Origin of the sequence: Scytonema hankhaensis NUACC26, from assembly GCF_045865695.1 — a bacterium.
Taxonomy (GTDB): Bacteria; Cyanobacteriota; Cyanobacteriia; order Cyanobacteriales; family Nostocaceae; genus Scytonema.
Window position 1 is genome coordinate 42,225 of sequence record NZ_BAACAP010000196.1, and the last position, 20,480, is coordinate 62,704.

The window sequence follows — 20,480 nt, forward strand, 5'->3', positions numbered from 1 at the left end:
CGAACGCCTTCACTCGTGAGCTATAAGATCCCCGATAATTCTTGCGAAGTCGGGGATTTTTATATTTCAGTTCACGTCCAATTGCGTACTACAGTAAATTTGGATCTAGCTTCATGGGATAAATCAAAGTCTAGAGAGCCAAAACGCTGCTTAGTCCACTCTTGCAAATCTTGAATAGCACGGGGAAAAATGTCTTCTGGAATATACCAAGAAGCACTATAAATCCTGTTTTCATAACATTTAAGTAATTCTCCTACTGTTAAATCAACTCTCCATTTAGCTGGTATAACTGTTTCTAAGGTTGCACCCTGTTCGCGTAGGGTTGCCAACACTTCGTCTTCCGTTGCGCCAAAGCGTGTAACTTGATGACCATAGCTAGCAAGGATATTTCGCCAATGTTCCTCAAAATCCAACTGAGCCGGAGTGATATCAGTTGCAGTATTCATACGTCCGTGACTGTAAAGGTAAATTCCTCCTGGTTTTAACACTCGTCGGACTTCTGCTAGTGCCTTTTGCCAATTAGCAATGAGATGAAATACGTGTACCGTAATAGCAACGTCAAAGGAGCGTTCGCTAAACGGTAAGTTAGTTGCATCACCAGCATACAATGTGGCTCGATGATTGATGCCTTGTAGCTTGCTACGTAACTCATCTAGCATTTTTTCGGAAATATCTATACCTGTATAAGAATAGCCTTTTTGGATAATCGGTAGAGCAATTCTGCCAGTACCAATACCCGTTTCAAAGAATTTAGTATCTGGTGTAGGTGAAACTATTTTGAGAATAGTTTCAGTGATTTGTTCGGAGACACCAGAAGGTAGTCCTCGTGTTGAGTCGTAAATATTAGAGACGCGATCGAATGAAACAGTTGCCGATTGAACAGAAGCATGAGGTGATGGTTGAGTCATGTTTTCCTTTTTATGATTGACAAGTAAAATTTTCAGACTTTCGTGGAAACCCAGTTTCTTTGCAAAGAACTCACGTTTACATATCTTCAAGACAGCAAGAGCACACATTCGTGAGTCTTATAATCTTAACTCACATCGATTTTCAGGTAAATAGACCACGTTGTTAGGGCTTTCAGTACTGTTTGCCCCTAATTTTGTTTAGGGTTCAAATGTATAAAAAATACTGTAAAAAATATATTGAATATTGACTCTCGATTTCTTAAATTAAAAATTGTATAAAAAGACTAAAGGACAAGGGAGTATCGATCGCATGAGTCAAAAAGTCAGCAAAGTGTTTCACCAGTCCGGGGTAATTCCCTACAGAGTCCAAGATGGAAAAATCGAAGTTTTGCTAATCACAACCCGTAACTATCAGCGCTGGGTGGTTCCGAAAGGGGGTATTTCTAATGGTATGAGTCCTCCCAATTCAGCTGCAAAAGAAGCGTGGGAAGAAGCTGGGATCGTTGGACAAGTAGACACTCATGAATTAGGCAGTTATAAATATCGTAAACGAGGTAAGAGTTACCAAGTCAAGATGTATTTGTTACCAGTACAAGAGGTGAGTGAAGATTATCCAGAAGTAGGTCAAAGACAACGGCAGTGGTTAGATGTTAATAAAGCCATCAAGCGGGTTAAGTTGACTTCACTTAAACGAATTCTTAGGCGGTGTCTCAAGAATAAATCACGCTTAAGTGTATTGACACATTACTCAAATTAAGAATTTATTTGGTTTGAACGGAACTGAAGAGATAATTGAGGCTCTTTAGCTTTCGTACAGCTATACCAAAAACGGTTTAGAATCTGACTTTTCAAAAATTGCCTAAGTAGGGGTGCAAGGCCGCCGCGCCCCTACAAATGGTATGAAACCTTTCAAAAAAGAACAGTATAATTAAAGTTCTAGATCGGAAGTAGATGAAGCTTCATCTTCTGTTGTTGTCGTCTGATTATAGTTATTAGAGCTTTTCAAGTTGGATTTTTTGAGTCGCTTCAGTCCACTCAAGACCACGAGCGTCAAAAGCGTTCCAATTAAACTCATTCGCCATAAACCACAACCTGCTGCTACTCCCAATCCACCCGCCAACCAAATACTTGCAGCGCTTGTTAGTCCTTTGACTTCTTCCCTACCTAGTTCCGGTCGAGCCTGTCGCAAAATTATTCCGGCTCCCAAAAATCCAACGCCTGTCGCTACCCCCTGTGCAATCCGAGCCATAGCGTTAAGAGCAGTAGAACGGGCGATCGCATTATTAGTAAAACTACCATCAGGCAAGACTTGCAAGGGAACCATCACAAACAGGGCAGAACCTAGGCTCACGATCGTAAAAGTTCTGACCCCAGCAGGTCTACCAGTTCGCTCGCGGTTCGCACCGATCGCTACACCAACTAACAGAGCTAAAATTAGCCGGAAAGCTATACTCTGCCAATCGCTTGGATTGAAAAACATTTCATTCATAGTCAAAACAGTAGGAAAATGAAAACTCGGTAAAGCTAGCCGACGTTATGCAGTACCTGCAACGTTGTCATCTTAGGTATTTTATATAACTACGGTAAGCCGAGCTAATTGTGGTATAATTAAGTTCAGTTTAAGTAAAAAGTTAAGCTATAGTTAACTAGTTTAACAAAAGGTTAACATATGAGGTGAATTGATGGAACACTCCGAGCGCAAAGACAAAAACAGTTTTCTTTATCCTCAGGGACGCTATTACGGTCCCATAAAGCCTGAAAATTTAATATTTAACGCTAATCTTCAAGAATTTGCTCAAAAAGTTAGCATTATTACTAGTTTAGAAACATCTGGGAAACTTTCAAACGTAGAAGCTTACCACCAAATTGAAGCACTATGGAAACAGTTAAAATATAGTAAAAAGGAACTGGGAATTGGCAACGAAACGCCAAGTTTAAAAGAACTTCCACCAGATGTGACCTAAAGTCTCTCTTTATCGTGATTATAACCGACTTCTTGACATCTGCAATTTTTACTTCTCAAATAGGATTGCTATACATAATCATATTAAGTGTTTGGGGAATCTGAGGCTGGCGTTCGCGAAGCGCAAGCTGTACCCAGCTTATCGCTCTTTTTTGCTATTGATATAAAAGTTTCCAGTTAACAAAGGTACGCAATCGCTAACATTGAAAGCTGCTGCTAATTCAACATCTAACTCAAAACCTTTGGCAATTAACTCTTTGCCCGAACTACATTTTTTTAAGTATCCTAACAAATCTTTCTTAAAAGTATGAAACGCTGTGACAGCAGTTTCTGCTTCTGGAGAAAAACTACCATTCAAAAAACTAAGAATTGCTCCAGCACCAACTAAATCTTCAAAAGCTGGTCTTAGTGAATCATCTTCCCACTTTTCACCTGCGGGAATAACTGCAATTCGATTTCCATATCTTTGAGCAAATTGTGCCACAGCTTCACAGTTTCGTAAACTACCAGCTATGGTAGGAGTCTGACCAGTCAGTAGTGTCAAGGATGAACCGTTAGGTGATGGTACAACCAGTTTAGTCCCTGGAGGAATTTTAGTTAACGATGCAGGGGAAAGTGAATACCCTTCTTGAGATAAACGACCTCTTGATAATTCTGCTTGTACAGATTTTGCATACTCAACTACAGAATCATCTCTCCATCGATAAGGGTAAATGACTGCTCCATTGTTTGTAGCAATTTCTACAGAGGTTGAGAAAGACAGAATATCGACTATGACAATAATATCACTAATGGGTGCTAGTTGATAAACACCTTGTAGACCCCACTCACAGCGTATATCAAATTCTGCTCGATCGTAAATCATGACTTTAATATTTTATCTTCTTGTTTTTTGCTAATAAGTATGATAACAATATTTATACTACTGTAAATCTATTGACTTATAATATATTGTTAAGTTTTGTTTGATTGAGAACATATTAGAGTCATAGTTTGGTGAAAATTGTAGACAACTCAGTTGTTATAAACGATTTTCAAAGAGGGAGCATCCCAATTTGGACTACACTCATTGGGATGCTCCCCTCAAAAAAAGGTTTCTTGCGCTTTTATAATTTTGGCGTGATGCCAGGGAAGAGCTATCTGTACATAGGGAGAATCATTAAAATGGCTTCTATTAAACGGCGTCATGTATTAGGCTTAAGCCTTTCAACAGTTGCTTCATTAGCCTATAAGTCCATCGCTGCTACACCCTTAGTAACCTCTGATACAATAGAGCCAACTCAAGCCTATTTAGCATCAACTAAGATAGGTTTAAATGCATCAAAATTACGTCTTGGTTTTCAACCACCTTATGTGACAGTGTTTGCGATGCGAGAGCAAAAACTATTGGAAAAAGCATTTGAGGGAAGTTCAACTAGTTTTGAATTCCGCCGATTGCTATCGCTCAAACCAGTGACCGAAGCATTAGCTGCAGGAGCATTGGATCTGGGTTTAGGTGGCACACCCATTCCAGCGTTCGCGAAGCGCAAGCCGTACCCGGCTTATCGCTGCAGGTCTACCTATTCGTGTCATTGCTCTTGTCGAACGTAGTCCCAAAACTCACGCTTTACTGGTTCGACCTAACTCATCAGTCAAAAGTATTCAAGATTTGAAAGGTAAGAAAATCGGGACACCCACTGGAAGAAGCCACTTATTGGTAGTGCGAGTACTAGAACGCATTGGATTAAAAGATACTGATATAAAGTGGGTTCAATTAGAAAATGATGTAGGTCGTGCAGCATTGCTATCAGGTGCGATTGATGTTTGGGCAACTTGGGACCCCTTCTATGCCAGTGTAGAAGTTGCGAAAGAGGCAATTCCAATAGTAGACGGAACTCAATATACTTTGAATTATGTGGCGCTGTTTGGACGCACAGAATACATAGAACAGAAGTCACAAAAGTCTTGGAAAAGCGTCTGGAACCTTTGGGTGTTAAGGTGGAGTGGGCGCAATTTGCCCAAGGTCCGCAGTTGATGGAAGCTATGAATGTAGGCAAAATAGACTTAGGTTCTGTGGGTGAAACTCCTCCTATCTTTGCTCAGGCAGCTGGTGCTCAAATCGTCTATGTTGTTGGTACGCGACGTACTGAAAAGAGTGGTCAAGGAAGTGCAATTGTTGTGCCACCAAATTCTCCTATTAAGAGTGTCAAAGATATCAAAGGGCAAAAAGTCGTTTTCCAAAAAGCTTCTGCATCTCACTACTTCATCATTAGAGCTTTAGAAGATGTAGGCTTGAAATATAGCGATATTCAAGTTCTGAGTATACCCAATGTAGAAGCTAGTAGTGCATTTCTGGAAGGAAAAATTCCTGTTTGGGTAACTGGAGATCCCCATTTAGCTCGAGCTGAAATATTGCGTAAGGCACGGGTTCTCAGAACATCTCAAGGGCTTGATACACCTGGTAGCTACTATATCGGAGCAAAGCAGTTCGTAATAGATAATCCTGAATTATTGCGAATTGTTATTGAAGAGATTGATAAAATTTAACTTTGGGCTGAGGCACATCTTAAAGAGACTGTAAAGCTAATCATGCCATACCAAAAACTACCTCCAGATGTGATGGATTTGGTCATTAGCCGTCGCTCTTATGGGTTAAGAGCTATTTCCCCAAATTTAATCAAGGAACAACAGAGGATCGCAGATTATTTCTATAAAAATGGTTTGTTGCCTAAACCTCTAAATGTCCAGGAAGCTATGCTGACACCCGAACAGTATGCAGCGCTTACTCCGCCAACACTCAGTCAAAAATAGCACGAGTAGTGCTTGAACAGTGACCCCCACTTCGTTCCCAGGCAGAGCCTGGGAATGCCTTGGAGCAGAGGCTCCGCCTCCTGAATGTCGAAGCAGCACCAGAACCAAGTAAACCGACAATCCGCGTTCCTACAACAGGTCTTGTGCTCATAGCTAAAATATCTTTTCCTGACTTCAAGAAGTAAGCTTTTTATCGTTAGGCAACTAAATTTTTAGCTCCCAAATTAATCGAGCAGAGGTGAAACGTTTCCCCATTGCCCAGTAAACACAAATTCCTATAAGGGTTTGCGAACACGGGGAGCCAGTTCTCGATCGCGTAGACCATCAGGAAGACTATGCGGATCGCCTAAATACCCGATCGCGAGTGCCGTGACAGGTTCATAGTTTTCTGGTATTTGGTATGTATTCTTAGCCTTATCTACATTAAATCCCGCTATCTGATGAGCAAATAAACCGAGAGAAGTTGCTTGAAGAACTAGATTTTCTAACGCGAGTCCGACATCATGAAACGCATGGCGATTCACCTTGCCATCATCAGAATGGAGTTTGGCAACAGCAATCAGCAGCACCGGAGCATTTTTCGCCCATCCTTGATTAAACTCAACCAAGGTACTAAGTAGACGATTATGTAAGGATACGATGGTTTTGCGCTCGCGATCGTTACTACTGAGCAGGAACAAATATCTAAAGATACTGTTTAAAAAGCTTCAGCTTATCTCAGCTACTACATAAGCTATTTTGTAAAAATTAATACTTTATGATACTTTGACAAATCATCTGTAAAATTTATGACAATTTTATACTTCTATAACTTGATTCTTTAACCGTATTTATAGTAAAGTTTTACGGTGTGTCGTAGATACATCTTTTGTAGATAAATAAAAGCTTTTATCTAGAAAACCAGTCTCGATCTTCAGTGTGAAAAAATGCTGATGAATTCCATACGAGCGCTTCATTTTGCGCTTTGATTTGGAAGTTCTATTAACTTACACAAACTCACAACGACTTTATCAACTCAATCGAGTTGGTCACAAAGTCTTGTATAGATAGTTTCATACACCTGAACGAGGATATTTCATGATGAAGAAGTTTTTCCTTCCGTTCCTATTTTTTATTGGGATTGTTTGGGTTGTATTTACTCAAGTCCCGCTCTCAGTCTACAACAATTTTTCTCTATCAGCCTCAGCCAAACAACCAAGCAATTCATCCACTTATGAGGTGTGGTCTATCGATCAAGCAGATTCCTTAGATGGCACTCCTTTAGGAGGCAATCTCTATGTTCTGTCAGGTGATGACCAAGACTTTTTGACAGGTCGTGCAAAGGTTGAACAAATTAACTTGGCTGCTAGTGCTAAAAGTAAGGGTCTTGCAGCAGGTCAAAAACCTCACTGGATTGCTTTCAACACAGGAGCAAAATACGCAATTGTAGGATACGCCACAACGGCTCCAGTGTACGCAATTGACGCTGACAGACGAGAAGTTGTAGATTCGATTCTTCCACCAGGATTAGCAACCTCAAACTCCCACACTGTTTACATCTCAAAGGATAACAAGTTTGTATTTGTTGCTGATACTCCCGGTCAACGAATTCATAAGATTGCCACTAATTATGAAGCACCTGGAGGAAAAATTTTTGGTGAAGTGAAAACGTTAGACTTTAACGTTTCAGAAACAAAGACAGCCTTGGGAACTCCAACTGCTCGACCAGTGGTAGCTGTAGTTGATGATTCGGGACAGTTTATGTATGTTACTTTTGCTGATGGTGGTGTGGCGATTGTCAATGCAGAAACACTGACAATAGCACACATTTACACTAAAGAAGAAGTTACTTTCAATGGATTACTTGCTTCTCAAGTTGGCGACAGCTTTATTACTAACGCGGGTAATGCAGATCCCCAAATAGCTGACTTTGTTTATGTTTACGACAACAAGTCCTTGCTCGAAAATCCTTCTAAACGTCCAGATTTTATTAAAGTTCCTCAATCCGGTAATGATGTTCATGGTGCGGTATTCGTTCGTGACAAATACTTATGGCAACTCAATCGTGCATCAAATACCATTACAATACATGAGATCCAGCCTAACCTCTTCGATCCAGATATTGATGGTTCAAACAAAGTTCGTGCAGTTAATCTTGTAGAACTAACAGATACAGCTTTAGGTCCCGATCCCGCGCCAGACATAATAGAAACATCGCCCTCCCAAGAAGTTGCTTTTATTTCACAGCGCGGACCGAATCCCATTTCTGGAAACGATCCAGCATTTTTCAACAGTGTAGGTGCTACTCCAGGAATAGGGGTCGTGCAAATTAAAAAAGACGGTCAAGATGCTAAACCCGTTTATCTTTACAGGTTCGATAATGTTGTGAATGGAGTTAACATTGGTGATTTCCACGCACTCACTGTTCGCAAATAGAGTTTGTTTCAATTAGTTCAGAGAAGGTTGTATATCCAAATCTGAGCCTTAACAGAAGATGCAAAATTTGAGGGAGCCAATGTTATTGCTCGAATTTCAGGATGCAGTCTTAGTGTAGCTAGAAACTTGATGAAAAACTTACCTGAAACCTTACCCGTGCAACTCTACAAACATCAAGCTCAACGTTTGGTTCTAGAACTTGGGAAAGCTCAAGTTGTTGGCTATTTGCTTACACTTAAGTAAGTTAATATAATCAAACAAGAATTCGGATTCCTTTACCTAGCTTGTTGCAGTTGAGCTTGTTGCACAGAAAATTCATTTAGGGACTTCCAAATAAAAAAATAACTAACTTTCTCTTGTGGTACGGAGAGCAGCCCCGTGCGGAGAGCAGTGCGTTGCGGGCGTTCCCCCCGTTGAAGCGACTGCGGGGCTTCTAGCCCGTCACTCACAAAGAACGGGCGAGGACGCCCGTACCACAAGATGGATAATTTATTTCTTGGACAGCCCTTATAGTCTTTAGCCTACAGCTTGTAGAAGTGATTGCAATTTCAATAAGCGCTCTCCTGCCTTTGCTAAAGTTTCGGGTTTCTTGCTAAAACAAAATCTAATGAATTTCTGCCCCTTTTCTGACTGTGCAAAAAAGCTAGAACCGGGAACTACAGCAACACCAATTTCTTTAATTAAATATTCACAAAATTCCACATCGTTCTTGTAACCAAAGTCTGAAATATCAGCAAACACGTAGTAAGCTCCTTGAGGAACAAAATAGGGAATTCCCACTGCAGCCAGTATTTGCAAAATCTTGTCTCTTTTTTGGTGATAAAGCTTTGACAGGTCTTCGTAATAGCTCACAGGAAGTTGCATTGCTGCTACTCCCGCCCTTTGCAAGGGTGCAGGTGCGCCAACAGTCAGAAAATCATGAACTTTGCGAATTGCTCCTGTTAATTCTGAATTGGCTAAAATGTAGCCAACTCGCCAACCAGTTACGCTGTAGGTTTTAGAAAGACCATTGATAGTGACAGTTCTCTCAAACATTCCAGGCAGAGTTGCCATTGCAATGTGCTGCGTTCCATCATAGAGAATGTGTTCGTATATTTCATCTGTAAAGACTAGCACATCCCACTTTTGACAAAGTTCAGCAATTAGGTTGAGTTCTTCACGAGTAAAGACTTTACCAGTTGGGTTATGGGGTGTATTAATAATAATGGCTTTCGTATGTTCGTTGAAGCTGTTGCGTAATTCTGCTTCATCAAATGTCCACTCTGGCGGATGCAGCGACACATAACGAGGTGTTGCACCAGCCAAAACTGCATCGGGACCATAGTTTTCATAGTACGGCTCAAACACTATCACTTCATCACCAGGATTTAAAGTAGCCAACATGACCGCAGCCATTGCTTCTGTTGAACCACAAGTCACAGTCATATGTCGTTCGGGATCGACGTTCAATCCCAAATACCAACAGACTTTTTCTGCGATCGCATGACGAAAAGCTTTATCTCCCCAAGTAATAGCGTACTGATTAACATCTTCCTCAATTGCTGCACAGGCTGCTTGTTTTAACTCAAGCGGACATGGAAAATCAGGAAATCCCTGCGCTAAATTCACAGCATTGTATTGTAATGCAACTCTGGTCATTTCGCGAATGACTGACTCTGTAAACTGGTTTGCCTTCTGGGAAATCTTCTGCTTTCCTGTCTGAGTCACGCTTATTCCTCCATTAAGGAAATTTATGTTAAGTTGGTCGATCTACAGTATATTTTACTATTAAGTAAGTCAGCATAACTAAAATTAATTAGTAAAGATCGTCATTTGTCATTCGTTGTTGCTAAGGTTTTTCTTAGCGTTTGTTCTCGTTAACGGACGAAGCCAGGAAAGCTTAGAGCGAGCAGTTGCGGGTGAAATTCTCAACGGTGGTGGGGAGATATTGGGCTTTTTGAGTGGAGCGGGTTCAGTAGGTTCATTTTTCATGTATGCGTGTTGAAGTATCTGGCAGTTCCGATTCTACAAACCTGAGAGGGGGATATTGGTAAGCAACAACTGTTGTTAGCATAGTGAGAACTCCTATGATGATGAATAATAGACCAATACCTCGACCCAGTCCGATGCCAATGATTTGTCCTATGCTTCGAGCTAAGGGACTGTTGGTAGCCATTAGGGGTTCAAAGATACGGTCAGCTAAAGGTCCGGCTAGAGCATAACCAAGGAGCAAAGATGCTCCAGTCAAGGCTGAATTTAAGGCGAAAACCCTTCCTTGGATAGCAACCGGAACTTTCTTTTGAAAGATAACTACGGCTCCGCCGTTGACCGGGGGAATGCAAAGGAGGAAGAAAAAAGTGGCAGTGGCTAAGAGTGGGGCAGAGGGACGCAATCCGGCAACTAGAACGGACAGTCCGCACAGCAGCATGAAGCCAAACACTCTGTTGATACGGTGCTGTCCTCCCCTCCAAACACCCATGACCAGACTACCAACCACCATGCCGATACCGCCAATTGATAGGATTGTCCCAAGAACAGCAGGCGAGGTGAAGGATAGCACCAGTGGTGTGGTTAGGACGCTAACAAATCCCAAAAGAAAGTTGGTGGTAGCCAAAAAAATGAGTAGCCCTAATAGTCCGGGTCTTTTCATAATGTAGGAAAAACCATAAGCAGCCTCGCTAAGTAACGCTCCTTTCCCCAATTTTTCTGCTCCTGTAGTCTTAATATCGGGAAATCGAACCAAAAGCAAGGTGAGGAGGGCGCATAGGAAGCTGGCAAAGTCGAGGAGAATAACACCTTGAAGTTGAATGGTTACTACTAATAGACCTCCTAACACGGGTGAGATCAACCGGGCAATAGCTTGCCCCAGTTGGATCGTCCCACTAGCGCGGTCAAGATGTTGCGACGGTACGAGTTGGGTAGTGGCAGCAGTATAAGCTGGCAACTGAAAGGCATTAAAGGTGTAACTGATAGCAGCTAACAAGTAAATATGCCACATTTCCAGTCGATGCATGGCGAGTAGGAGGGCGATGGTCGCAATACTTACAGCAGCACCAGAGTTACTGACAATCATACAAGAACGGCGATTCCAACGGTCTACTAACGCACCAGCCAAGGGAGAGATGGCAATGCGCGGTATAGTAGCGAATAGTAAAATGAGGGCTAAGTCAGTAGCTGACCCAGTGCGTTGATATACCCAGATACTCAAGGCAAAGCTAGTGAGACCAGAGCCGATCTCAGAGACGATCTGTCCAAACCAAATGATGATGAACAGACGCATTCCTATAGTTGTTGGATGTTGCGCCATCCCTGATTCCTTAATCATCTGCTTGTGACCGTTCAATACAGATTGTTAGCTGTTCTGCTAGAACCTGGACGTGAGGTTCATTCAACATTGTGTTATGATTACCAGGAACAAAGTGGAGCTTTAAAGGTTGAGCAGAAAACTTGTCCCAGTCCAATCCCAATTCATCTAACATCTCAGAGTAGTCATTACTAACAGCATCAATCTCGCTAGCCTTGAAAAACGTAACCCGAGCGGGATAAATTGCTTGTGGCATATAAACAGAAGCAGATTGATAGTTAGTTTTGAAGACTTGCATCATACGTCGAAGTTGCTTGATGCCAACATCGGCAGGCAGTAGATTCACCATTTGCAATCGCTGTTTGAAGTAGTTCAGTTGCTCGTCTGGAGCAAGAACTTTGAGAGCTTCTTCAGATACGTTTAAGCTTTTTCCGTAAATGTTTTCATATATGCTAGCGATCGCGTTCAGCCATGCAGCATCATCGCCATCAAAATCGAGTTTATTTGTTTTGTAACCAGGTGCACTAGAATCTAAAAGGGCTAGTAAAGCCACCTCATATCCCTGCTGATGTAACTGAGTCGCCATCTCAAAAGCTACCATTCCGCCAAAGGAATGACCGCCCAAAAGGTACGGTCCAGAGGGTTGAATGGACTGTATTGCTTCAATGAAATAAGCTGCCATATCCTCGATTCGTCTGTGCGGCTTTGATTGCCCATCAAGACCGAGTGGTTGCAATCCATAAAATGGTTGCTCTTTACCTAAATGATGTGCCAGATTGTATAAATAGGTAGTATTGCCCTCAACTCCAGGCACGCAGAAGAAAGGTCGCTGAGAACCATTAGGCTGAATAGGTACTAAAGCAGACCAATCTAAATCATCTATCGGTTGGCGAAGAATAGTCGCTAGTCGTTCAATAGTTGAGTTTTGGAAGAGTGTTGCTAAGGGTAGATTTTTCTTGAATTGCTGCTCAATCCGAGTCATGAGTTGCACGGCTAAAAGAGAATGACCACCCAAATCAAAGAAGTCATCCTTTACTCCAACAGGATGGACATTTAGAACTTCTGCCCAGATTTGTGCTAGTTGTTGTTCCACGATGTCAAGAGGTGGGACAAAACTAGTTTCTACAGCGAGTCGATTTGTATCAGGTGTTGGCAGGGCACGGATGTCTAGCTTGCCGTTGGGAGTTAGTGGGAGGGACTCCAGGATGACGAATGCTGCTGGTATCATGTACTCAGGTAGCTTTGTTTTCAGGAAGGAGCGCAGTTCACTCTTGGTTACTGAGGTATCTATATCAAATACGACATACGCAATTAAGCGCTTGTCTCCAGGAGTATCTTCGCGAACGATAGCACAGCAACTGTTGACACCAGGGTGTTGAGTTAGTACTGCCTCAATTTCTCCTAGCTCAATGCGGAAACCGCGTATTTTGACTTGGTAGTCCCTGCGACCTAGATACTCTATATTGCCATCTCCTAAGTAGCGTGCTAAATCTCCAGTGCGATATAATCGAGAACCTGGTTCTGGACTAAAGGGGTTGGGGATGAATTTTTCCGCTGTTGTTTCTGGGCGGTTGAGGTAGCCTAGAGCTAGACCTGCACCACTGATGTATAGTTCTCCTGGTACACCTATCGGTACTGGTTGCAAATCGGGGTTGAGTATGTAAATTTGCGTATTGGCAATTGGGCGACCTATGGGTACTGTTGTGAAATGACTCTGCGATCGGCATCGCCAAAATGTCACATCAATCGCTGCTTCTGTCGGACCATAGAGGTTATGCAGTTCGCATCCTAGATGGGCAAAGAAACGTTCTTGCAGTTCGATACTCAAGGGTTCTCCGCCACAAAATACATTTTTGAGAGATTGGCAGTTTGCCACTCGATCGTTTTCCAAAAGCATTCGCAGCAAGGAGGGCACAAGTTGCAATGTTGTAATCTTTTGCTCGACAATTGTCTGGATAAGATAATCACTGTCTTGATGTCCTCCTGGTCGAGCCATGACTAATTGTGCCCCAACTAATAAGGGTGCGTAAAATTCCCAAACCGAAGCATCAAAGCTAAAGGGAGTTTTTTGCAGGACTTTATCTGTCTCGGTCAAGGGAAAGTTTGTTTGCATCCAGAGCATGTGATTGCAAATTGCTTGGTGCGGTAACATTACCCCTTTAGGTTTACCAGTCGTGCCAGAAGTATAAATAACATATACCAGGTTAGTTGGTAGCACATCACTACTAGGATTGTCCTCAGACTGAGAAGTCCATGCATCGCCAGAAATATCTAAACAAACTACACCATCTGTGCGTGCAGCTTTTGGCAAGAGGTGTTGTTGAGTCAACACTAACGACACTTGTGCATCACTAAGTATGAACTCTAAACGCTCTTGAGGTAATTGCGGGTCGATTGGTACATAAGCCCCACCCGCTTTGAGAATACCCAACACTCCCACCACCATCTCGATAGAACGTTCCACACACAGACCAACCAACACCTCCGGTTCTACACCCAAACTCTGTAGGTAATGTGCTAGTTGGTTGGCACGGTTATTTAACTCTCGGTATGTCAGTTGTTGATTTTCAAACACAACTGCCACTGCATCCAGCGTGCGCTCTACTTGCTCCTCAAACAACTGATGGATGCACTTATCCTGGGGATAATCTTTTTGAGTATCGTTCCATTCTACGAGCAACTGCTGTCGCTCGTCTTGTGTGAGCAAGGGCAATTGCCAAATTTCCTGCTGTGGATTCGCCACAATCGCTGCGAGCAATGTTTGGAAATGTTCTGCCATCCGCTCGATAGTGCTGGCATCAAACAAGTCAGTATTATATGTCCAAATACCTCTGAGTGGTCTTGTAATATCAAAAATGAGCAAACTTAAATCCAAGATAGCTGCTCGTGACTCTATAATAATGGACTCTACTATTAATCCATCACTATCCATGAGTGATACTTGTCCCTCACTCTGGTGAGAGCGCTCCCAAGTGATTGCCACTTGTTCGAGTGGTGAACGGCTTAGATCGCGAAACGGTTGCACTCGCTTGACCAGCAGGCCATAAGGATAGTCTTGGTGTTCTAGCGCATCTAACACACAAGCGCGGACTCGGTAAAGCAAATCTCGAAATGTCGGATTTCCAGAAAGATCCGCTCGCAAAACAACAGGATTAGCAAAGAAACCAACAATCTTTTCAAATTCAGCAAAGCTGCGACCAGCCGTTGGTGAGCCAATTAGGATATCTTCTTGATTTGTATAGTGTAGTAACAGTACCTGGAATGCTGCTAGTATAATTGTATAAAGAGTTACGCCTTCTACTTTTGCTAGATCTAAGAGCTTGTGGGTTAGTTTTTCTTCCAGAACGAAAGGGTAGGAAGCACCTTCATAAGTCTGTACTGGTGGTCTTGGTCGATCTGTTGGCAGATTCAGTATCGGTAACTCACCAGTTAACTGCTTTTGCCAGTAGTTCCACAACCGCTCTCCTTCCTGACTCGCTAGCATTTGGTTTTCCCACTGCACGTAATCTTTGTATTGCAGGTTTTGGGGTGGGAGTGCTACCCGTTGACCTGTCTTGAAAGCTTCATAAAACATCCTGAGTTCACTGACAAGCAATTCCAAAGACCAGAAATCCACTACTATGTGGTGTGCCGTCATTAGTAGAATCACTTCCTTTACAACTGACGTATCTGTTAAGGTGTTTTTAATCAACAAATTAAAGCGGATTACAGGTCCGTTGCTCAAGTCGAAGGGGCGATCGCTTTCACTCACAATCCAGTTGTGGAAGTCATCTTTGCTCCCATTAGTAGCTTCTTGCACGCTAAAGCAGACTTCTTGATTTTCTTGAATTGTTTGCACTGGTTCACCGTGCTGTGCGGTGTAAGTAGTTCTCAGAATTGAATGGCGCTCAATTAAGGCTTGAGCTGCCTGTCGCAATGCTGGAATGTCTACATTCAACATTAAGCGTGCTGCATATCGAACGTTGTAAGCAGAACTATTGGGTGCCAATTGATAGAAGAACCAAAGTGCTTTTTGCCTATGGGAAAGAGGGTCAGTTTTTGCAGTGTCAGTACGCTTTTGCAGCGAGTAAATAATTTCTTCTTTATGTTGCTTAATTTGGGTCAATAACTCAGGGGTTAATACATCTTCGGGAGCTTCGTAGCACAGTTTGTCGCCATTAACCCATAATTCTATACCTGTTGCCGAAAGACTTTGGATAAACTCTACCAAATTCATAACTCACCTCTAATCCTGCTGTTCTTACTAGATGTAGTCGTGGGTGTAACAAATGCCTTTGAAGTCGAATTAACTTTGAAAAGTTGCTCGCTCACAAGTTTTGTTAAACCAACGACACTCAGACCATCCAAGAACTTTGTTACCGGGATGTCCACCCCTAACTCTGCTCTCAGAAGATTTCTCAGTTCGATAACCATCAGGGAATCAAATCCAGTGCGGTTAAGAGGCTCATCAATGTTTAGCCCAGATATAGTGATTCCTAAAGCTTTGGCAATTTGCTGTTGAAGGTAAGTAATTAACAGCGATCGGCTTTGGTCTTTTGAATTGGCTTTTATTTGGTCTAAAAGTTGTGGAGACTTGACTTTTTGTTGCTCGTGTGTATAAATCGATTTCTGTGCCTGTTGAGCTATTTCAGAAACGAAGTTGGGATAAGATGAGGGTGAGAATTGCTGCAAAAACTTCGACCAGTTAACTTGCATCACCCCTACCTGAGGCGCATCTTGTAATAACAAATTTTCTAGAATGCTTAGTGCCTGCTGTGATTCTATAGGCTTTATCCCCTTGGTTGCCCATTGAACCTCACCCCTGCTACCAATTGCCTTTGCCATCCCTACCATCGACCAAGGTCCCCAGTTAATACTTAACCCAGGTAAACTCAAAGATCTGCGATAATTAGCGAGAGTATCTAAAAAGGCATTAGCAGCCGCATAATTTGCTAAACCTGCAGAACCAAGTATGGATGCAACTGACGAAAAAAGCACGAAGAAGTCTAAAGGTAAGTCTTGTGTAAGAGTATGCAAATTCCATGCTCCGCTCACCTTAGGTGCAAAAACTTTGGCAAACAGTTGCCATTGATGATCCACCAGTAGTCGGTCTTCAACAACACCAGCAGTGTGGATAATACCCCTTAACTGTGGCATTGATGTTTTGATTTGATTGAGTAAAGAAGTGACTTCCTCTTCTTTTGATACATCTGTCTGAATAATTACAACTTGAGTTCCTACCTCTTCAAGTCTACTCAAGATTGCTGTAGCAGCTTCATTAGGACTGCTACGCCCTACCAAAACTAAGTGCTTTGCCCCATGCTCTACCATCCATTGTGCTACCAGTAAACCAATCCCACCAAGACCACCCGTAACTAAGTAGGTAGCATCGGCTTTTAGCTGCAGAGATTTTTTGACAATTTTATCGCTGCGTACTAATCGGTCAACATACCGTTGCCCATTGCGAAAAGCAACACGAGCGCCACTTGTTAGCTTGTGCGAACAAATTTCTGCAAAAAGGCTTTGTGCATTGTTATTTCCTCCTGGGTCTAGATCCACCAGAGTACAGTGAAATTGTGGATACTCATTTGTAATTACTTTTCCTAATCCCCACACAGGCGATTGGGCTATCCCAAGAAGAGTAGATTCTACACCCACTCGTTGCGCTCCTTTTGTCACCAGCCATAAGGTAGGGGGCTGGGAAAATTCTTTACCAATCAAAGACTGGACTAGGGACAAAGCACCGCCACATCCTGTTTGCGAAGCCACCTCTAAATCTGCTACTGTTAAAGCGTCTGCCGAAACTGTATCTAAGCTCCACAAATAAACGACTCCACGCCAAGGAGTTTTATTTGTAGCCACTTGTTCCAGTAGTTGTTGAAAGTCTTCTGCTAAGGCTGGGTTAATGCTGAACTCTTGCGCTGCTATCTGTTTATACTCCTTACCAGGGAAGACCAGGATACATACTTGTTTTTGTGAACGCAACAGTTCACTTAACTGCTCACCAATACCTTGATTGTCAGCAAAAATTAGCCAACTTCCTAATTCTGTTTTCGTTTCCGTATATAATTGATTGTGCTGCGACATCAACCGCTGTGCTTGAGGCTTTGGGCGATGCTCCTTTGGAGCCGCTTCGCGAACGCGAATTTCTTCCACAGCAGGTATGTAATCTCCAATTGACTGCTCCTGTATACTCCCTTGAGGTCGCCAAACTATTTCATAGCACAAGTCTTGGATGATGTCTGGTATCAGGTGTTGCTTGTGTTCCTTGACTAAGACTGATAACAGTTCGGGCAGTAATTTTATCTGTTCGGTTGAAAAATTCCCTGCCTTTTGCACTAACTGAGTTAACTGTTCGGTATCTCCCAAGTCAAGCAATTTAGCGATCGGAGTTTGACTATTTTCTCCAGATAAAGACTCTGCTTGTTGATATCTTGGTTCGGAAGTTTCAACCCAATAGCGTTGTCTGTGCCAGGGATAAGTTGGCAAGCTTATTAACTCTCGCCCACAGTCCCTGTCAAAACCAGACCAGTCTACAGATACTCCACAGGTATATAATTTTCCTAAACTCTGGAGCATTTGCTGCCAATCATCCTGTCCTTGACGCAAACTGGGAAGCCAAACGCCTACTCCTTCTGAAAGACAGTTACGTCCCATCCCCAACAAAGTAGGTTTTGGTCCAATCTCAACAAACATCTCATAACCTAAGGCGTGAAGCGTTTTTAAACTGTCAGCAAATTGTACGCACTCGCGTAAGTGTTTCCCCCAATACTCGGGCGTAATATCTTCTTTAGTTAATCGTTCTGCTGTTAGATTGGAAATTAAATCAATTTGAGGAGCAGCATATGTAATACTAGCAGCAATTTGATGGAATTCTGCCAGCATTGGTTCCATCAAAGGTGAGTGGAATGCGTGGGAAACCTGTAGCTTTTTTGTCTTTATTCCTTCTGCTTCCAAGGCAGTACAGATTGACAAAACAGCTTGCCGTTCTCCAGAAATTACAGTGTTTTGAGGTGTATTTATAGCAGCAAATGCTACTTTTTTAGAGTTAATTTCAGTAATAGCCCGTATAGTATCTGACGTCGCCAACACTACGGCCATTTCTCCATCTGGCGGTAAACCCTGCATCAAGCGGCTTCTTTCAGCAATCAATTTCAGTCCATCTTCCAGACTGAAGACTCCCGCTACAGTTGCAGCAACGTATTCTCCTAAACTATGACCCATTACGGCGGTGGGTACGATTCCCCAAGATTTCCAAAGCTCGAAGAGTGCATATTCAATGGCAAATAAAGCTGGTTGGGTGTAAGCAGTCTGGTCTAATAGCGAAGTCTCTTCCGGTTCAGGGTAAAGAACGCTTAGCAGTGACTCGCCCAGATAAGAACGTAAAATTTCATCACAACGGTCTAAGGTTTGCCGAAAGACAGGCGCAGTTTCGTAGAGTTGGCGTCCCATGCCAATATATTGCGAACCTTGTCCGGTAAATAAAAATGCGACTTTTGGACGCTTCTTGCTTTTTACCTGACCCCTGACAACTGTTGTAGTCTCCAGATCGGCAGTAAAAGCAGATAGTTCTGTTTGCAACTGCACCTTAGAGTCACCAATAATAGCAAGGCGGTAGTCAAAATGCGATCGCCTCGTGTTAGCAGTAAAACAGATATCTTTGAGAGCTTCCTCAGGTTGATTAATTAAGAATTCCTGATAACGTTGTGCAAGTTCACGTAAAGCATCCTCACTTTTAGCTGACAGGGTAAGAAGATGCACCGGACGAGAGTCAGACGCGGAGGGGAAAACAGTCCCCGTGTCCCCGTGTCTCCGCGTCCCCGTGTCCTCCAAGGGTGCTTCTGCCAAAACCACATGAGCATTTGTACCGCCAAAACCAAAGGAACTTACCCCAGCTAATGCCAAATCATTTCCTTGTGGCCAAGGCTCTAAGGTTTGTTGAACTCGTAGCGGCAGTTTATCAAAGGGAATATAAGGATTTGGCTTTTGGAAATGCAAATTTGGTGGAATTTGTCGGTGTTTGAGAGACAACGCCACTTTAATCAACCCAGCAATTCCCGCCGCTGCTTCTAAGTGACCAATATTGGTTTTAACCGAACCAACAGCACAGTAGTTTCCAGGGGGTCGATCCTGTGCCAGCACCTCTCCCAAAGCGCTCATTTCCATAGGATCTCCCAGCGATGTGCCCGTACCATGAGCTTCAATGTACTGCACCTGACCGGGCGAAACACCTGAGAGTTGGTAAGCAGAGCGTAGAACAGCTGACTGTGCTAGTGGATTTGGAGCGGTAAGTCCATTGCTACGCCCATCCTGGTTAACCGCACTTCCTTTAATAACAGCGTAAATGCGATCGCCATCAGCCAAAGCTTGCGATAGGGGTTTCAAAATGACCGCACCTGCGCCTTCGCCACGAACGTAACCATCTGCTCGGGCATCAAAGGTTTTGCAACGACCGTCAGGAGCTAAGAATCCTGCTTTGGCGAAGTTATTTGTAACTTTTGGCAACAATAAGGCATTCACTCCTCCAGCTACTGCAAGAGTAGACTCTTGATTCCATAAGCTAAGACAAGCATAGTGAACCGCAACCAGTGAAGAGGAGCAAGCCGTATCAAACGCTACGCTTGGTCCGGTGAAGTTAAACACGTAGGAAATACGGTTAGCTGCTATGGAATGAGAAGTCCCAATAGTCATATAGATGTCTTGACCGGAATTACCCGATGTCAACATAGAAAAATCTTGAGTTGATATTCCAATAAAGACACCTGTTTGCGTACCTGCTAGATGCTTCGGTATTTGCCCAGCGTCTTCTAATGCTTCCCATGTAACCTCCAGCAACAACCGCTGCTGGGGGTCCATGCTAGCAGCTTCCCGTGAAGAAATACCAAAGAATTTTGGGTCAAACCGATCTACCTGCTCTAGAAAACCGCCCCAACGAGTATTTACTTTGTCTAATTTTTCTGTGTCTGGATTTAAGTCCCACCGAGAAGGAGGCATTTCTGTAATAGCATCTATACCATGGAGTAGGAGATGCCAAAACTTTTCTGGACTATTAGCTTTAGGAAAACGACATCCTATTCCAATGATGGCGATTGGTTCTCTATTCATACTCTTGGTTCTTGCGATCGATTAGCTTCATTTGATA

General features: G+C 42.9%; 14 protein-coding genes and 1 pseudogene. 6 read left to right on the forward strand and 9 right to left on the reverse strand.

The window, feature by feature from the left end; genetic code table 11:
* Window positions 1-71: 71 nt before the first annotated feature.
* Window positions 72-908 carry a class I SAM-dependent methyltransferase gene (locus ACKTT2_RS21610; protein ID WP_407890497.1) on the reverse strand — a complete coding sequence of 279 codons (837 nt, stop codon included), beginning with the start codon at window positions 906-908 and terminating at the stop codon, window positions 72-74.
* Between the two features lie 310 nt (window positions 909-1,218).
* On the opposite strand from ACKTT2_RS21610, the gene ACKTT2_RS21615 reads away from it, so the two are divergent.
* Window positions 1,219-1,665: an NUDIX hydrolase gene (locus ACKTT2_RS21615; RefSeq protein WP_407890521.1), complete on the forward strand. Its 447-nt coding sequence runs from the start codon at window positions 1,219-1,221 to the stop codon at window positions 1,663-1,665.
* Window positions 1,666-1,836: 171 nt separating this feature from the next.
* On the opposite strand, the gene ACKTT2_RS21620 is transcribed toward ACKTT2_RS21615, so the two are convergent.
* Window positions 1,837-2,397: an MgtC/SapB family protein gene (locus ACKTT2_RS21620; protein WP_407890498.1), complete on the reverse strand. Its 561-nt coding sequence runs from the start codon at window positions 2,395-2,397 to the stop codon at window positions 1,837-1,839.
* Between the two features lie 193 nt (window positions 2,398-2,590).
* Between ACKTT2_RS21620 and ACKTT2_RS21625 the strand changes: the two genes are divergently transcribed.
* Window positions 2,591-2,872 carry a DUF7219 family protein gene (locus ACKTT2_RS21625; protein ID WP_407890499.1) on the forward strand — a complete coding sequence of 94 codons (282 nt, stop codon included), beginning with the start codon at window positions 2,591-2,593 and terminating at the stop codon, window positions 2,870-2,872.
* A gap of 138 nt (window positions 2,873-3,010) precedes the next feature.
* Here ACKTT2_RS21625 and ACKTT2_RS21630 read toward each other — a convergent pair whose 3' ends face one another.
* Window positions 3,011-3,736, reverse strand: coding sequence for a 2-phosphosulfolactate phosphatase (locus ACKTT2_RS21630; RefSeq protein ID WP_407890500.1), 726 nt, complete (start codon window positions 3,734-3,736; stop codon window positions 3,011-3,013).
* A gap of 299 nt (window positions 3,737-4,035) precedes the next feature.
* Between ACKTT2_RS21630 and ACKTT2_RS21635 the strand changes: the two genes are divergently transcribed.
* From ACKTT2_RS21635 to ACKTT2_RS21645, 3 genes and pseudogenes are all read left to right on the forward strand, one after another.
* Window positions 4,036-4,461 (forward strand): type 2 periplasmic-binding domain-containing protein, encoded by a 426-nt coding sequence (locus ACKTT2_RS21635; RefSeq protein WP_407890501.1) that lies wholly within the window; start codon window positions 4,036-4,038, stop codon window positions 4,459-4,461.
* On the forward strand, window positions 4,367-4,885 hold the full coding sequence (locus ACKTT2_RS21640; RefSeq protein ID WP_407890502.1) for an ABC transporter substrate-binding protein: 519 nt from the start codon (window positions 4,367-4,369) through the stop codon (window positions 4,883-4,885). The genes ACKTT2_RS21635 and ACKTT2_RS21640 overlap by 95 nt, the downstream gene beginning before the upstream one ends.
* Window positions 4,804-5,661, forward strand: a pseudogene (locus ACKTT2_RS21645) (aliphatic sulfonate ABC transporter substrate-binding protein); the annotation flags it as partial. The gene ACKTT2_RS21640 and the pseudogene ACKTT2_RS21645, both read left to right, overlap by 82 nt.
* Before the next feature lie 275 nt (window positions 5,662-5,936).
* Here the strand turns inward: ACKTT2_RS21645 and ACKTT2_RS21650 are convergent.
* A complete protein-coding gene (locus ACKTT2_RS21650) occupies window positions 5,937-6,341 on the reverse strand; it encodes a nitroreductase family protein (RefSeq protein ID WP_407890503.1) in 405 nt (134 codons plus the stop codon).
* Between the two features lie 397 nt (window positions 6,342-6,738).
* Between ACKTT2_RS21650 and ACKTT2_RS21655 the strand changes: the two genes are divergently transcribed.
* Window positions 6,739-8,076 carry a YncE family protein gene (locus ACKTT2_RS21655; protein ID WP_407890504.1) on the forward strand — a complete coding sequence of 446 codons (1,338 nt, stop codon included), beginning with the start codon at window positions 6,739-6,741 and terminating at the stop codon, window positions 8,074-8,076.
* Between the two features lie 275 nt (window positions 8,077-8,351).
* Here ACKTT2_RS21655 and ACKTT2_RS21660 read toward each other — a convergent pair whose 3' ends face one another.
* From ACKTT2_RS21660 to ACKTT2_RS21680, 5 genes are all read right to left on the reverse strand, one after another.
* Window positions 8,352-8,555 (reverse strand): hypothetical protein, encoded by a 204-nt coding sequence (locus ACKTT2_RS21660; RefSeq protein ID WP_407890505.1) that lies wholly within the window; start codon window positions 8,553-8,555, stop codon window positions 8,352-8,354.
* A 37-nt stretch (window positions 8,556-8,592) separates the two neighbouring features.
* Window positions 8,593-9,783, reverse strand: coding sequence for a pyridoxal phosphate-dependent aminotransferase (locus ACKTT2_RS21665; RefSeq protein WP_407890506.1), 1,191 nt, complete (start codon window positions 9,781-9,783; stop codon window positions 8,593-8,595).
* Window positions 9,784-10,036: 253 nt separating this feature from the next.
* Complete coding sequence (locus ACKTT2_RS21670; RefSeq protein ID WP_407890507.1) at window positions 10,037-11,380, reverse strand: MFS transporter; 1,344 nt, start codon at window positions 11,378-11,380, stop codon at window positions 10,037-10,039.
* Window positions 11,373-15,575, reverse strand: a complete 4,203-nt coding sequence (locus ACKTT2_RS21675; RefSeq protein WP_407890508.1) for a non-ribosomal peptide synthetase — start codon at window positions 15,573-15,575, stop codon at window positions 11,373-11,375. The genes ACKTT2_RS21670 and ACKTT2_RS21675 overlap by 8 nt, the downstream gene beginning before the upstream one ends.
* A complete protein-coding gene (locus tag ACKTT2_RS21680) occupies window positions 15,572-20,443 on the reverse strand; it encodes a type I polyketide synthase (protein WP_407890509.1) in 4,872 nt (1,623 codons plus the stop codon). The genes ACKTT2_RS21675 and ACKTT2_RS21680 overlap by 4 nt, the downstream gene beginning before the upstream one ends.
* Window positions 20,444-20,480: the final 37 nt, after the last annotated feature.

What these genes read in the sequence shown, in the direction of transcription:
- ACKTT2_RS21610 (WP_407890497.1), bottom strand. Translation starts at nt 908, where the DNA reads ATGACTCAACCATCACCTCATGCTTCTGTTCAATCGGCAACTGTTTCA.
- ACKTT2_RS21615 (WP_407890521.1), top strand. Translation starts at nt 1,219, where the DNA reads ATGAGTCAAAAAGTCAGCAAAGTGTTTCACCAGTCCGGGGTAATTCCC.
- ACKTT2_RS21620 (WP_407890498.1), bottom strand. Translation starts at nt 2,397, where the DNA reads ATGAATGAAATGTTTTTCAATCCAAGCGATTGGCAGAGTATAGCTTTC.
- ACKTT2_RS21625 (WP_407890499.1), top strand. Translation starts at nt 2,591, where the DNA reads ATGGAACACTCCGAGCGCAAAGACAAAAACAGTTTTCTTTATCCTCAG.
- ACKTT2_RS21630 (WP_407890500.1), bottom strand. Translation starts at nt 3,736, where the DNA reads ATGATTTACGATCGAGCAGAATTTGATATACGCTGTGAGTGGGGTCTA.
- ACKTT2_RS21635 (WP_407890501.1), top strand. Translation starts at nt 4,036, where the DNA reads ATGGCTTCTATTAAACGGCGTCATGTATTAGGCTTAAGCCTTTCAACA.
- ACKTT2_RS21655 (WP_407890504.1), top strand. Translation starts at nt 6,739, where the DNA reads ATGATGAAGAAGTTTTTCCTTCCGTTCCTATTTTTTATTGGGATTGTT.
- ACKTT2_RS21670 (WP_407890507.1), bottom strand. Translation starts at nt 11,380, where the DNA reads ATGATTAAGGAATCAGGGATGGCGCAACATCCAACAACTATAGGAATG.
- ACKTT2_RS21675 (WP_407890508.1), bottom strand. Translation starts at nt 15,575, where the DNA reads ATGAATTTGGTAGAGTTTATCCAAAGTCTTTCGGCAACAGGTATAGAA.
- ACKTT2_RS21680 (WP_407890509.1), bottom strand. Translation starts at nt 20,443, where the DNA reads ATGAATAGAGAACCAATCGCCATCATTGGAATAGGATGTCGTTTTCCT.